The 14001-nt window shown below is 69.2% G+C and carries 15 protein-coding genes; 9 read left to right on the top strand and 6 right to left on the bottom strand.

The annotated features are described in order from the left end of the window. The first annotated feature begins 53 nt into the window (after positions 1-53). Positions 54-890, top strand: coding sequence for a hypothetical protein (locus tag HUS56_RS12875; RefSeq protein ID WP_173923849.1), 837 nt, complete (start codon positions 54-56; stop codon positions 888-890). A gap of 13 nt (positions 891-903) precedes the next feature. On the opposite strand, the gene HUS56_RS12880 is transcribed toward HUS56_RS12875, so the two are convergent. From HUS56_RS12880 to HUS56_RS12890, 3 genes are all read right to left on the bottom strand, one after another. Then, entirely contained in the window at positions 904-1587 is a 684-nt protein-coding gene (locus HUS56_RS12880; RefSeq protein WP_173923850.1) for an NAD(P)H-hydrate epimerase, read from the bottom strand. A gap of 5 nt (positions 1588-1592) precedes the next feature. Further along, positions 1593-1886 carry a GNAT family N-acetyltransferase gene (locus HUS56_RS12885; protein ID WP_173923851.1) on the bottom strand — a complete coding sequence of 98 codons (294 nt, stop codon included), beginning with the start codon at positions 1884-1886 and terminating at the stop codon, positions 1593-1595. Positions 1887-1953: 67 nt separating this feature from the next. After that, positions 1954-2325, bottom strand: a complete 372-nt coding sequence (locus HUS56_RS12890; protein WP_173923852.1) for an RNA-binding S4 domain-containing protein — start codon at positions 2323-2325, stop codon at positions 1954-1956. Between the two features lie 77 nt (positions 2326-2402). Here HUS56_RS12890 and HUS56_RS12895 point away from each other — a divergent pair, with 77 nt between their 5' ends. Then, positions 2403-2852 (top strand): NUDIX hydrolase, encoded by a 450-nt coding sequence (locus tag HUS56_RS12895; RefSeq protein WP_254431447.1) that lies wholly within the window; start codon positions 2403-2405, stop codon positions 2850-2852. Between the two features lie 7 nt (positions 2853-2859). Here HUS56_RS12895 and HUS56_RS17365 read toward each other — a convergent pair whose 3' ends face one another. Continuing rightward, on the bottom strand, positions 2860-3054 hold the full coding sequence (locus tag HUS56_RS17365) for a hypothetical protein (RefSeq protein ID WP_254431448.1): 195 nt from the start codon (positions 3052-3054) through the stop codon (positions 2860-2862). A gap of 227 nt (positions 3055-3281) precedes the next feature. Here HUS56_RS17365 and HUS56_RS12905 point away from each other — a divergent pair, with 227 nt between their 5' ends. From HUS56_RS12905 to HUS56_RS12920, 4 genes are all read left to right on the top strand, one after another. After that, positions 3282-3905 carry a CDP-alcohol phosphatidyltransferase family protein gene (locus tag HUS56_RS12905; RefSeq protein ID WP_173923854.1) on the top strand — a complete coding sequence of 208 codons (624 nt, stop codon included), beginning with the start codon at positions 3282-3284 and terminating at the stop codon, positions 3903-3905. Between the two features lie 113 nt (positions 3906-4018). After that, the gene (locus HUS56_RS12910) at positions 4019-4432 is read left to right on the top strand and encodes an FHA domain-containing protein (protein WP_254431509.1); all 414 of its coding nucleotides are present in this window, start codon (positions 4019-4021) and stop codon (positions 4430-4432) included. Next, positions 4432-5124 carry a MerR family transcriptional regulator gene (locus HUS56_RS12915; RefSeq protein WP_173923855.1) on the top strand — a complete coding sequence of 231 codons (693 nt, stop codon included), beginning with the start codon at positions 4432-4434 and terminating at the stop codon, positions 5122-5124. Before HUS56_RS12910 ends, HUS56_RS12915 begins: the two co-directional genes overlap by 1 nt. Before the next feature lie 110 nt (positions 5125-5234). After that, a complete protein-coding gene (locus HUS56_RS12920) occupies positions 5235-5789 on the top strand; it encodes a MerR family transcriptional regulator (protein ID WP_173923856.1) in 555 nt (184 codons plus the stop codon). A gap of 59 nt (positions 5790-5848) precedes the next feature. Here HUS56_RS12920 and HUS56_RS12925 read toward each other — a convergent pair whose 3' ends face one another. Beyond that, positions 5849-6682, bottom strand: a complete 834-nt coding sequence (locus HUS56_RS12925; RefSeq protein WP_173923857.1) for a ParA family protein — start codon at positions 6680-6682, stop codon at positions 5849-5851. A 75-nt stretch (positions 6683-6757) separates the two neighbouring features. Here HUS56_RS12925 and HUS56_RS12930 point away from each other — a divergent pair, with 75 nt between their 5' ends. The 3 genes from HUS56_RS12930 to def all read left to right on the top strand — a co-directional run bounded on the left by HUS56_RS12930 (position 6758) and on the right by def (position 12091). After that, complete coding sequence (locus HUS56_RS12930; protein WP_173923858.1) at positions 6758-10162, top strand: pyruvate carboxylase; 3405 nt, start codon at positions 6758-6760, stop codon at positions 10160-10162. A 166-nt stretch (positions 10163-10328) separates the two neighbouring features. After that, entirely contained in the window at positions 10329-11588 is a 1260-nt protein-coding gene (locus HUS56_RS12935) for a MinD/ParA family protein (protein ID WP_173924586.1), read from the top strand. 11 nt (positions 11589-11599) lie between these two features. After that, on the top strand, positions 11600-12091 hold the full coding sequence (gene def, locus HUS56_RS12940) for a peptide deformylase (RefSeq protein WP_173923859.1): 492 nt from the start codon (positions 11600-11602) through the stop codon (positions 12089-12091). Between the two features lie 61 nt (positions 12092-12152). On the opposite strand, the gene HUS56_RS12945 is transcribed toward def, so the two are convergent. After that, positions 12153-13985: a long-chain fatty acid--CoA ligase gene (locus HUS56_RS12945; RefSeq protein ID WP_173923860.1), complete on the bottom strand. Its 1833-nt coding sequence runs from the start codon at positions 13983-13985 to the stop codon at positions 12153-12155. Between the last annotated feature and the right edge of the window lie 16 nt (positions 13986-14001).

The following is a 14001-nucleotide window of genomic DNA, read 5'->3' on the forward strand; positions in this document are numbered from 1 at the left end:
TGTGTGCTCGCTCGGAGTGCACCCACCCGATTCCCCGAGCCTTTCAGACCCCCATGCGAAACGACGACATCATCACGCCCGAACCCGCCCTCGACTCCCAGCCCGAAACCACCCGGCGAAGCATCCGTCGACGTCGCGTCGGACGGAAGCGTCTCCTGATCGCCGGTGCGGTGGCCGCTGCCGGCCTCGTCGCCGGCACGGGATTCACCGTGCAGAACGCCGTCGCGACGCAGGAGCGCATCGACGCCACGGCAGCGCTGAACGCGACGAGCGGACTTCGCGCCGAGCAGCTCGGCGCCTATCGCGGGATCGCCGAGGCCAAGGCCGTCGACCACGCCGAGGACACCATCACCGCAGCGAATGCCACCCTCGCGGCTGTGGATGGAAAGGTCGACGCCTCGGGGCTTGCGGCATCCGTCGCATCGCTGAGCGAGTACCGCACGATTCCGCTCGACGACCTGGTCGAGCGCACCGCCGCCACCAAGGTCGAGGCCGCCAAGGCCATGGAGGCGGCCGCCGCGTACGACGCCGCGCAGGCCGAGGCCGCCCGAGTCGCCGCCGAGGAGCTCGCGGCCGCCAACACCCCCGACGGTGCTCGCGCATTCGCGGCCGAGCTCGCGGCCTCGAGCTACGGCTGGGGCGCCGACCAGTTCCAGTGCCTCGACAAGCTGTGGCAGAAGGAGTCGGGATGGAACTACCAGGCCTACAACGCGTCCAGCGGCGCGACAGGCATCCCGCAGTCCCTGCCCGGCAGCAAGATGGCGACGGCCGGCGCCGACTGGGAGACCAACGCCAGGACGCAGATCACGTGGGGCCTCGGGTACATCAAGAGCGCCTACGGCACCCCCTGCAGCGCCTGGTCGCACTCGCAGGCCGTCAACTGGTACTGATCATTCGGTCGTGTCAGTGGGTCGTGACGAGCGGCGTCATGCGCGCCAGCTCGTCGCCGAGCCCGAGATCGACGAGGTCCACGCGACCCGCGTAGCGTGACGCGGGTTCGAGCAGCAGACCGGCCTTCACCGCTCCGAACGTCACCGTGACGGTGGCCGGAAGCACGGTGGGATCGGGCACGGTGCCGTCGTCGGGATGGATGCCGCTCGGCAGGTCGACCGCCACGACGGGCGTGCCGCGGCGGGCGACGATCGGGATGGCGGCCGCCCCGATCCCCCCGGCGGCACCGCGCAGCGCGGGCGAGGCGCTCGTGCCCGTACCGAGGATGCCGTCGACGAGGAGCGCGGCCGACTCGATCGCGTCGGTCGCGGCATCCGAGGGCGTCGGTTCGACGAACCGGACCTGCGCGTCACGTGCTGCCTGCTCGCCGGCGGCGTGCCGACGTTCGGATGTCGGTATCGCGATCACCTCGACGCCGTCCTGGGCGAGTTCCGCGCCCGCGAAGAGCGCATCGCCGCCGTTGTCGCCCGACCCGACCAGGAGCACGACCGGCCCGCCCGCCGCGTCGCGCTCTGCGAGCATGCCGCGGATCGTCGCCGCCAGGGCGGTCGCCGCTCGTCGCATGAGCGGTTCACCCGCGGCGAGATGCGGCGCCTCGGCGGCACGGACCTGAGCGGCGGAGTAGCCGGCCACCATGCGAATCACACCGTTCTGGGGTCGAGCATCCCGGCGCGATCGGGGTGCCGGTCGAACCACTCGCCCACGTACCAGCAGCTCGGCACGATGTGCCGCTCCGAATTGGCCTCGACGTCGTCGACTGCGAACGCGACCAGCTCGCCCGCGAGCCCGCTCCCGCGGTAGGGCGGGTTCGTGAAGGTGCGCGTGAACGCGACGGACTCGCCGAGTACGCGGTAGTCGAGCACGCTCGCGATGTCACCGTTGACGCGGAGCACGTATCGGCGGGCATCGGGTTCGTGGGTCAGTTCCTTCTGCACCGTCTCAGGCTAGCCCGGTTCGGATGCCGCGCCGGCACCCCTGGGCCAGCGGCCGGCGACCGTGGGCTCAGCGTCCGCGGAGCCGCTCGAGGTCGCGTCGCTCGCGCTTCGTCGGACGACCGGCGCCACGATCGCGCACGGGAACCATCGGCACCGCCTCGCGAGGTGGTGGCGGCGGCGTCCGGTCCTCCACGGCCGTGGCGGCGATCGCCGCCGAGACGCGCTTCACCAGAGTCTGGCGTACCACCAGCATCCGGTCGAATCCGCCGACCCGGACGCGCACCTCGTCGCCCGGCCGCACTTGCTGCGCGGCCTTCGCACGCTCGCCGTTCACGCGCACGTGCCCGGCGCGACACGCCGCAGTGGCTGCGGAGCGGGTCTTGAACTGCCGCACGGCCCACAGCCACACGTCGATGCGCACGGCGGAGTCGGAGGTCATGATCCCAGCGTAGGCGGGCGAGGGCGCGATGGAGCCCGGCGGCGACGCACCCGCCGATGGTGCGTCATGCTGGAGAGGTGATCAGATCGAGCGGCGACGCCTGGGTCGAGGGCCCCGACGGTGCGCGGTACTGGGGCCGGTTCGGCGCCGCAGGACTGCTCGCCGTGAGTCCGTCGTTCGAGGTGCTGCTGCAACACCGGGCAGCGTGGAGCCACTTCGGCGGCACCTGGGGGATGCCCGGCGGGGCCAGGCACGAGCACGAGAGCGCCGTCGACGCGGCGGTGCGCGAGGCCACCGAGGAGGCCGGCGTACCGGCGACGCTGCTCACGGTGCGCTTCACCTCCGTGCTCGACCTCGGCTACTGGACGTACACGACGGTGGTCGCGGATGCCGCCGAGCGGTTCGCACCCATCATCAGCGACCCCGAGAGCATCGCGCTTCGCTGGGTTGCGGTCGGCGACGTCGACGACCTGCCGTTGCATCCGCGATTCGCGGAGGCCTGGCCGGTTCTGCGCGACCGGCTCTGACTCGCGCTCAGGCGACACGTTCGCCCGCCGTGGCGGCCGGCCGCTTCGGGAACCACGGCACGATCGCCGACGTGCGAGCACGGTACGCGTCGTAGTCGGGGTACTTCGACCGCGACATCGACTCCGTAAGCCTCGTCGAACCGATGAAGAGCAGCGTGAGCAACAGGAGGATGAGCACGTTCTGGGAGATCGAGATGAACACGAGGTTGAACCAGCACGGCCATCACCACGAGTCGCGCATCGAACCCGCTCGCCACGGCGAACAGCCAGACGTATCCGATCGGCGCGACTGACCACACGCGGTCGACCCAGGAGTACTCGCGCGTCACGATCGACAGCACCCAGGTCGCGACGATGAGCGCGAGGCAGATGACGAGACACACGAAGAGCGGGTCCATGGCCGCATTCTAGGGGCCATAGGATCGCAGCGTGACGGGGGAGAACGCGCACGCTGCCGGATCGCAGATCTGGACGATACCGAACGTGCTCAGCATGCTCCGCCTCGCTCTCGTGCCGGTCTTCCTCGTCTTCATCGTGCTCGGCGACTACGTCGCGGCACTCATCACCCTCGTGGTGGCCAGCCTCACCGACCTGCTCGACGGCTACCTTGCGCGCCGCCTGAAGCAGATCACACGACTGGGGCAGATCCTCGACCCCGCGGCAGACCGTCTCTACATCTTCGCCGCCCTCGTCGGGCTGGCCGCGAACCAGCTGGTGCCGTGGTGGATCGTGCTCGTGATCGTGGCCCGCGACGTCCTCCTCCTGGTGCTCGGGGTCGTGCTGGCCAACCACGGATTCGGGCCGCTGCCGGTGCACCAACTGGGCAAGGTCGCGACGTTCGCCCTGTTCTTCGGCCTGCCCGTCATCATGCTCGGGCTGGCCTTCCCGGCGGTCGAGCCACTGAGCGAACCGATCGGTTGGGCCATCACCCTGTGGGGTGCGTTCCTGTACTGGTGGGCCGGCATCATCTACGCGATCGAGACGGTTCGGGTGGTGCATATTCCGCTTGCGGCAGACGAGTCGCGATCCGATACGCTTGAAGAAGGAGGTTAGTCGTGGCGGATACCGACAACACTGAGGCGAGCGGGGCGGGCAAGCGGGCTGACGGCGAGTTCCCCGACGAGACTCCGACGAGCGCGATCGGCAGCGACACCGGCGACACGACGATCGGGTTCAGTCGTGAGGCGGCGGCACAGCTCTCGGCCGTCGACAACGACATCACCGCCGAAGAGCAGGAGGCCATCGCGGCGCTGCCCTCGGGTTCGGCACTGCTCATCGTGCGGCGCGGCCCGAACGCGGGCGCTCGGTTCCTCCTCGACACCGACGTGACCACGGTGGGTCGCCATCCCGACGCCGACATCTTCCTCGACGACGTGACCGTCTCTCGGCGTCACGCGGAGTTCCTCCGCCACGCCACCGCCTTCGAGGTGCGAGACCTCTCCTCGCTGAACGGCACGTACTTCGACGGGGTGCGCATCGAGACGGCCCTCCTGAGCGATGGCGCCGAGGTGCAGATCGGCAAGTTCCGGCTCACCTTCTACGCCTCCCGACGCGACCTGGCGCCACTGGCGAGCGGCTAGTGCCGGGCACCGCCGCCTCCGCACGTGCGAGCGGCCCGTCCCGGCTCCTCGGCATCGGTCAGGTCCTCGCTCTGCTTCAGCCCGAGTTCCCCGAGCTGACGCCGTCGAAGCTGCGGTTCCTCGAAGAGCAGCGACTGATCGCCCCGGCACGCACGGCCGCCGGCTACCGCAAGTTCTCCGAGGCCGACGTCGAGCGCATCACCGTCGTGCTCTCCATGCAGCGCGACCACTACCTGCCGCTCAAGGTCATCCGGGCGCATCTCGAGGCCATCGATGCCGGAGAGACGCCCGCCCTGCCCGGCGCGACGAGTGCATCGTCGTTCCTCACCGGCTCGCGTCGGTTTCGCCGCGACGAGCTCATCGAGGCCGCCGGCGCGACTCGTGCGCTGCTCGACGACGCCGTGTCGGCTTCCATCCTCCCCGCGGCAGAGCACTATGGCGACGACGCCCTCGGCGTGCTCCGCTCGCTGGTGGCCCTGCGCGCCGTCGGCATCGAGCCCCGGCACCTTCGAGGACTCCAGGCGGCAGCCGAGCGTGAGGCGGGGCTCGTCGAACGCGCCATCGCGCCGTCCAGGCGATCGGATGCCGCGGGCAGGGCACGCACGGCAGAGCGCGCCCTCGAGCTCGCCGGGCATCTCGAAACGGTCCGTGGCACGGTCATGCGGCAGGCGCTCGCACGACTCGCGCGCTGAGTCGCGACACGCCGTGACGTTCGGCGCGATGTGTTTGGTGGAGTCACTCGCCCTCGGTAGCGTGGATGACGCGCCATCCGGGTGCCGGCGTGAGAGTGAGGGGCGATCGCATGACTGAGCTCGACCGGAGTGAGCGCGATCGGTACGACCTCGGCCTGCTCTTCACCGACGGCATGCCCGAGCACGACGACGGCGCCGGCTACCGGGGCGCAGTGGCGGCCCGCGCGGCCGGCATCAGCTACCGCCAGCTCGACTACTGGGCTCGCACGCAGTTGGTCGAGCCCACCGTTCGCGGCGCCGCCGGGTCGGGATCGCAGCGGCTCTACGGCTTCCGCGACATCCTGGTGCTGAAGCTCGTGAAGCGGCTGCTCGACACGGGAATCTCACTGCAGCAGATTCGCACCGCAGTGACCCAGCTCCGTGAGGCCGGCATCGAAGACCTCGCCCAGACGACGCTGATGAGCGACGGTGCCAGTGTCTACCTGTGCACGTCCGACGACGAGGTCATCGACCTCGTCAACCGCGGGCAGGGCGTGTTCGGCATCGCCGTCGGAAAGGTGCTCCGCGAGGTCGAGTCCACGCTCGTCGAGCTCGACACCCAACCGGTGGATCCGGTGGATGAGCTCGCGGCGCGCCGAGGGGCGCGTTCACGCAAGATCTCCTGACGCGCGAACCGGCCGCGCCCGCTGCCCAGGCGGCGTAGCGGTGATGTGCCGACGCGTCGTCAGATGACGGGGGACTGGAGCTCGAGGGGAGTGCCCGCGTACTCGCCGATGCGTGCCGTCCGCAGGATGCGGTCGAGCAGCTGGTCGAAGTTGCGCGACATCTCTTCGGCGCTCTCGCCGGGCCACATGTGCAGCGGCTTCGCGGCACCCTGCGCCTGCTGCAGCGACGTGCGCTCGGGCAGCTGGGGCGACAGCACGAGCGGGCCGAACATGTCGCGCAGCTCCTTGATGCGGAACTGGTGCTCGAGCGACTGCACCCGAGCCCGGTTCACGATGATGCCGAGCGGCTGGAGTCGTGGCGAGAGCCCTCGCCGGATCTCCTCGATCGCGCGCAGGGCGCGGTCGGCGGCGGCCACCGAGAAGAGTCCGGGTTCGGTGACGACGGCCACCCGGTCGCTCGCAGCCCAGGCGGTGCGCGTCAAGGCGTTCAGCGAGGGTGCGCAGTCGATGAGCACCAGCTCGTAGTCGGCTTCGACGTTGGCGAGCGCCTCTTCGAGCTTCCAGATGTCGCGGATCGACGGATGCGGGCCGTCGTAGTTGATCGCCGACGGGCTTCCGATCATGACGTCGATGGTCGACTGCGGGTTCGAGCGGGCCCAGCCGCTTGGGGCGATAGCCGAGCGGACGATCTTCTCCTTCGGCGACGCGAGGACGTCGGCGACGTTCAGGTGGCCCGACATCTGGATGTCCATGCCGGTCGAGACGTCGGACTGCGGGTCGAGGTCGACGACCAGGGTACGGACGCCGCGGGCGAAGGCCGCCGACGCCAGTCCGAGGGTGACGGTCGTCTTGCCGACGCCGCCCTTCAGGGAACTGACGGAGAGAACGTGCACGAACAGATACGTTACCTTTACTACTCGGGCGATACCTAAATGTTCGCTGTGCGCAATCCCCTCAGAAAGGGCTGCATGTTCACGAAGATCCTGGTTGCCAATCGCGGTGAGATCGCCATTCGAGCATTTCGTGCGGCCGTCGAGTTGGGGGCGAAGACGGTTGCGGTCTATCCGTTCGAGGATCGGAACTCATTGCATCGCCTGAAGGCCGACGAGGCGTACCAGATCGGCGAGGAGGGGCATCCCGTTCGGGCCTACCTGGACGTGTCTGAGATCATCCGGGTCGCGAAGGAGTCGGGCGCCGATGCGATCTACCCGGGCTACGGATTCCTCTCCGAGAATCCCGAGCTGGCGCAGGCCGCTGCCGAAGCCGGGATCACGTTCATCGGACCCACCAAGCAGGTGCTCGAGATGGCGGGCAACAAGGTCACCGCCAAAGAGCACGCCATCGCCGCGGGGGTGCCCGTGCTCAAGTCGACGCCGCCGTCGAAAGACATCGAGGCGCTGATCGGGCAGGCCGACGACCTCGGCTTCCCCCTCTTCGCGAAGGCGGTGGCCGGCGGCGGCGGTCGTGGCATGCGCCGGGTGAACTCCAGGGACGAACTGCGCCCTGCGCTCGAGGAGGCCATGCGCGAGGCCGGAAGCGCGTTCGGCGACCCGACGATGTTCCTGGAACAGGCGGTCCTGCGACCGCGGCACATCGAGGTGCAGGTGCTGGCGGATGCCTCGGGCGAGACGGTGCACCTGTTCGAGCGCGACTGCTCGGTGCAGCGTCGACACCAGAAGGTCATCGAGATCGCGCCGGCGCCCAACCTGTCCGACGAGATCCGGGAACGCCTCTACCGCGACGCGGTGGAGTTCGCGCGTTCGATCGGGTACGTGAACGCGGGCACGGTCGAGTTCCTGCTCGACACCGCGGGCGAGCGGGCCGGGCAGCACGTCTTCATCGAGATGAACCCGCGTATCCAGGTCGAGCACACGGTGACCGAGGAAGTGACCGATGTCGACCTCGTGGTGTCGCAGATCCGCATCGCGGCGGGGGAGTCGCTGGCCGATCTGGGGCTCCTGCAACCCGACATCCGGCTGCGTGGGGCCGCCCTGCAGTGCCGCATCACCACCGAGGATCCCACCGCCGGGTTCCGGCCCGACACCGGCAAGATCACGACGTACCGATCGCCGGGTGGAGCAGGCATCCGGCTGGACGGCGGTACCGTGAACCCGGGCGCGCAGATCAGTCCCCACTTCGACTCGATGCTGGCGAAGCTGACCTGCCGCGGCCGCGACTACCCGGCCGCGGTGGCGCGCGCGAAACGTGCACTGGCCGAGTTCCGCATCCGCGGCGTCTCGACGAACATCTCCTTCCTGCAGGCGGTGCTGGAGGATCCGGCGTTCGTCTCGGGTGATCTCAGCACGTCGTTCATCGATGAGCGGCCGTGGCTGGTCCGAGGGCGCACGTCGAAGGATCGCGGCACGAAGATCTTGAACTGGCTGGCGGATGTCACGGTGAACCAGCCGAACGGACCGGCTCCCATTCACGTGAGCCCGATCGAGAAGCTTCCGCCCGTCGACCTCGGTGCCGCCGCGCCCGACGGGTCGCGGCAACGGCTCCTCGAGCTGGGGCCGGCCGGGTTCGCGGCGTCGCTGCGCGCGCAGACGCCGCTCGCGGTCACCGAGACCACGTTCCGCGACGCCCACCAGTCGCTGCTGGCGACCCGCGTCCGCACGAAGGACCTGCTCGAGGTCGCGCCGTACGTGGCGCGCACGACGCCCGAGCTGCTGTCGATCGAGGCGTGGGGCGGTGCCACCTACGACGTGGCGCTGCGGTTCCTCGGCGAGGACCCGTGGGAGCGGCTCGCCGCACTGCGCGAGGTGCTGCCGAACATCACGATCCAGATGCTGCTGCGCGGTCGCAACACGGTCGGATACACGCCGTACCCCGCTGAGGTGACCGACGCCTTCGTCCGCGAGGCGGCGTCGACCGGAGTCGACATCTTCCGCATCTTCGACGCGTTGAACGACGTCGACCAGATGCGCCCGGCGATCGACTCGGTGCTCGCCACCGGCCACGGCGTGGCCGAGGTCGCCGTCTGCTACACGGGCGACCTGCTCGACCCCGCCGAGGACCTCTACACGCTGGCCTACTACCTGCGGCTCGCCGACGACATCGTGGGGGCGGGAGCGCACATCCTCGCGATCAAGGACATGGCCGGGCTCCTGCGGCCAGCGGCGGCGGAGAAGCTCGTCACCGCGCTGCGCGAGCGGTTCGACCTCCCCGTGCACCTGCACACGCACGACACCGCGGGCGGCCAGCTCGCCACGCTGCTCGCTGCGAGTCGGGCGGGCGTGGATGCGGTGGATGTGGCGAGCGCGCCCATGGCGGGCACCACCAGCCAGCCGTCCGCGTCGGCGCTCGTCGCGGCGCTGGCGCACACCGAGCGCGACACCGGCATCTCGCTGCAGGCGGTGTCCGACCTCGAGCCGTACTGGGAGGCGGTGCGCCGCATGTACAAGCCGTTCGAGTCCGGGCTGCCCGGCCCGACCGGACGCGTGTACCACCATGAGATCCCCGGCGGGCAGCTCTCGAACCTCCGTCAGCAGGCGATCGCCCTCGGCCTCGCCGACGACTTCGAGCTCATCGAGGACATGTACGCGGCGGCCGACCGGATCCTCGGCCGGGTGCCGAAGGTGACCCCGTCGTCGAAGGTCGTGGGCGACCTCGCCCTGCACCTCGCGGCGGTGAAGGCCGACCCCGCCGATTTCGCCGAGAACCCCGACAAGTACGATGTGCCCGATTCCGTGGTGGGGTTCATGGCCGGGGAGCTCGGTGACCTTCCCGGCGGGTGGCCCGAACCGTTCCGCAGCAAGGTGCTCGCCGGCAGGGACGTGCGCATCGGCGTGACCGAGCTCACCACCGAACAGCGTGAGGCCCTCGAGGCCGACAGCGCCACCCGACGTGCGACGCTGAACATGTTGCTCTTCCCGGCACCCACGCGCCAGTTCGAGCAGATCCGCGAACTGTTCGGCGATCTCTCGGTGGTCGACACGAACGACTACCTGTACGGGCTTCGCCCGGGTTCCGAGCACGTCATCGAGATCGAGAAGGGCGTGCGACTCTACGCCGGGCTCGAGGCCATCGGCGAGGCCGATGACAAGGGCATGCGCACGGTCATGACGGTCCTGAACGGCCAGCTCCGGCCCGTCTTCGTCCGCGATCGCAGCATCGCCGTCGAGTCCCGAGCCGCCGAGAAGGCCGACACCTCGCAGCCCGGTCACGTCGCCGCGCCATTCTCCGGTGTCGTCACCCTCCAGGTCGAAGCGGGTGCCGAGATCGCCGCAGGTCAGGCGGTCGCCTCCATCGAGGCGATGAAGATGGAAGCCGCCATCACGGCACCGATCGCCGGCGTCGTCGACCGCGTCGCGATCCCCAAGACGCAGCAGGTCGAGGCCGGCGACCTGCTCGTCGTTGTGCGTCCGCGCTAGGCTGTTCCTGTGTTCGCACTGATGAGGAGGCGAATCGGTGGCTGAGAAGCGCAGCGATGACGCTCTACCGAAGCGCCGCGCGGCGGCCGGTCGCTCCGAACCGTCCGACCGTGGCGAGCTCCCTCCGTCGTCCGGTGCGCACGCCGCCGACGCCGTTCCCGACAGCATGAACCTGCGCGTCAACCTCCCGCCCGCGCCGAGGCCCGAGGTCCCCGAAGACGAGGTCGCCGTCGCCATCGACGATGTCGCGGTGAATCCGGGTTCGGTCGCAGGCGGAGGCCCTGACACCACGTCGGTTGACGTCGTCACCCCCGCACTCGGCAGCGGGAGCTACCGCGGTTCGTATCGTCGTGACGCCTCTCCCTACAGCGCCCTGCTCGCGACGGATGCCGCGGCAGCGCGCCGTGAGCGGGCGACCACCGAGAGCGGAAGCCATGTGGCCGTCGTCGACGCTCCCGACACCGGCGGGCCCGCCGAGGCGCCCGAGACCTCCGAGTCACTCACGCCCGACCGCCTCATCGATGTCAACCGCGCGACCAAGCCGGCGCCCCACGGCGGCTTGAACCGGTTCCTGTACGAGGCCTCGCTGCATCTCATCAACCTGGGCGACTCGGCCAAGGTGCGGGCGTACAAGGAGTTGAGCGGCCGCATCCAGAAGCGGTTCGAGGGCGGGGCCCGCTTCATTCCCGTGCTCACGCGCAAGGGCGGCGTCGGCAAGACGACCATCACGACCCTGCTGGGAATGGCCCTCGCCGACGCGCGCGACGACCGCATCATCGCGATCGACGCGAACCCCGATCGCGGCACGCTCGCCGAGCGGGTCGACCGCCAGACCCGCGAGACCGTGCGCGACGTCGTGACGAAGGCCCCATCGATCGGCGGCTACACCGACTTCTCCAGGTACGTTTCGCGCGACGAGACCCGCCTCGACATCCTCGCGTCCGACACCGACCCGACGCTCTCCGAGGCGTTCGACGACAACGACTACAACGTCGTCGCCGATCTCGCCGCTCGCTACTACTCGTTCGTCCTGACCGACTGCGGCACCGGCATCGTGCACTCGGTCATGCGGGCGACACTCCAACGGGCCGACTCCGTCGTGATCGTCTCGGGCGGCAGCGTCGATGAGGCACGGCTGGCCTCTGAGACGCTGACGTGGCTCGAGGCCAACGGCTACGGCGACCTCGTCCGCAACGCCGTCGTCGCGATCAACCTCGCGACGCAGGGCACGCACCTCGTCAAGGTCGACGAGATCGAGGCGCACTTCCAATCCCGCGTCCGTGAGATCGTGCGCATCCCGTACGATCCGCAACTCGCCGCCGGCTCCGTCGTGCACTGGAGCGATCTCCGTCCGGTCACCCGGCAATCGGCGCGCGAGCTCGCGGCACTCGTGGTGGAAGGCCTGCCCGCCGACCGCGGGCATTGAACGGAGCACAATTGCCGGAACGTCCCATTCGCCTGTTCGGCGACCCTGTCCTGAAGACCGTCTCCGTCCCCGTCGAGCAGATCGACGATGGCGTGCGCGCGCTCGTCACCGACCTCCTCGACAGCGTGAAGCTGCCGGGTCGCGCCGGGGTCGCCGCGTCACAGATCGGCGTGAACGTTCGCGCCTTCAGCTACAACGTCGACGGCGAGATCGGATACGTGCTGAACCCCGAGCTCGTCGAGGTGTCGGGAGAGATCGCGCTCATCGACGAGGGATGTCTCTCAGTGCCCGGGTTGTGGCACAAGACCCCGCGTCATCCGTTCGCGCGGGTGCGGGGAACTGATCTCGACGGCAACGAGATCGAGATCTCGGGCACGGGTCTCATGGCGCAGGCACTCCAGCACGAGACCGACCATCTCGACGGCATCCTCTATCTCGACCGTCTCGAGAAGGACGAACGGCGTGCCGCCATGAAGGCGGTCCGCGAGTCCGACTGGTTCTGATCTGCCGACGTCGAAGCGCCCCGCGGATGCCGCGGGGCGCTCGAACCTGGCAGGCACCGACTCAGCGGACGATCGAGTGCCCCTCGGTCGCCGGTGCGCCCGAGTACATGCCCTCGATCTCACCCGCGAAGTCCTCGAGGATCACGTTGCGCTTGATGCTGAGCTTCGGCGTGAGGTGGCCGCTGGCCTCGGTGAGCTCGGTCGGCAGGATGGTGAACTTGCGGATGGACTCGGCGCGCGACACGTGCTCGTTCGCCGCGTCGATCGCGCGCTGCACCTCGGCGAGGACGGCCGGATTCTTCGTGGCCTCCTCGAGGCTCATGCCGGCGTCTTCGTCGTTGTTGTTGAGCCAGACCGGAAGCATCTCGGAGTCGAGGGTGACGAGGGCCGAGATGAACGGCTTCTTGTCGCCGACGACGACCACCTGGCCGACGAGCGGGTTGGCGCGGATGGGGTCCTCCAGCGCGGCGGGAGCGACGTTCTTGCCGCCCGCCGTGACGATGATCTCCTTCTTCCGACCGGTGATCGTGAGGAAGCCGTCACTGTCGAAGGAACCGAGGTCGCCGGTCTTCAGCCATTCGCCGTCGAACGCCGCGGCCGTTGCCTCGGGGTTCTTCCAGTACTCCTTGAAGACGTCGATGCCCTTCACGAGGATCTCGCCGTCGTCGGCGATGCGCACGCCGACCCCGGGAAGAGCGGGTCCGACCGTGCCGATCTTCGACTTGTGCACCAGGTTCACGGTGGCGGGTGCGGTGGTCTCGGTGAGGCCGTACCCCTCGAGGATCGTGATGCCGAGCGCGTGGTAGAAGTGGCCCAGACGCGGCCCGAGCGGCGCGGACCCCGAAACGGCGTACTTCACCTTGCCGCCCATCGCCGCGCGGAGCTTGCCGTAGACGAGGCGGTCGAACAGCGCGAACTTGGCCCTGAGGCCGAACGGCACCTTGCCGGACTCCTTCGCCATGGAGTAGGCGACCGCGGTGTCGGCTGCGGCCCGGAAGATCTTGCCCTTGCCGCCGGCCTCGGCCTTCTGCTCCGAGACGTTGTAGACCTTCTCGAACACGCGCGGCACGGCGAGGAGGAAGGTCGGCTTGAAGCTCGCGAGCGAGGGGAGGAGCTGCTTCGTGTCGGGCTGGTGGCCGACCCGGACACCGGCATGCACGCACAGCACCGTGATGAACCGGGCGAACACGTGCGCGGTGGTGATGAAGAGCAGCGTCGAGGCGCCGTCGGGATCGAGAACGACCTCCTCGAGCGCGACCGCCGCATTGCGGGAGAGCTCGACGAAGTTGGAGTGGGTGAGGACGCAGCCCTTGGGCTTGCCGGTGGAGCCCGACGTGTAGATCAGGGTTGCGATGTCGGAGCCGACCGCCAGGTTGCGCCGGCGCTCGATCTCTTCATCGGTGACCCCGCTGCCCGATGCGGCGAGCTTGTCGAGATCGCCGAGGTCGATCTGCCACACGTTGCGGATGGCGGGGAGTTCGGGGTGCACCTCGTCGAACCGAGCGAAGTGATCGGGCGTCTCGACGATGACGGCGATCGCCTCGGAATCGCTGAGGTTCCACTTGACCTGCCCCGGGGAGCTCGTCTCGTAGATCGGCACGAGGACGGCGCCCGCGAACCACGCGGCGAAGTCGATGAGCGTCCACTCGTAGCGGGTCTTGGACATGAGCCCGATCTTGTCGCCCGGCTGGATGCCGGCTGCGACCAGCCCCTTGGCGAGGGCGATGACCTGGTCGTAGAACTGTCGAGTCGTGACCGGCGACCACCCGCCGTCACCCGTGGGAAGTGAGAACAGCACTGCGTCGGGGGTCGCCGCGACGCGCTGCACGAGCAGGTCGGTCGTATTCGCTTGGGGATCGGGCGTGACGACGGCGGGAGTCTCGAATTCGATCACGGTAGCTCCTTCGGCA

The organism is Agromyces sp. Marseille-P2726 (genome assembly GCF_902809835.1).
Taxonomy (GTDB): Bacteria; Actinomycetota; Actinomycetes; order Actinomycetales; family Microbacteriaceae; genus Agromyces.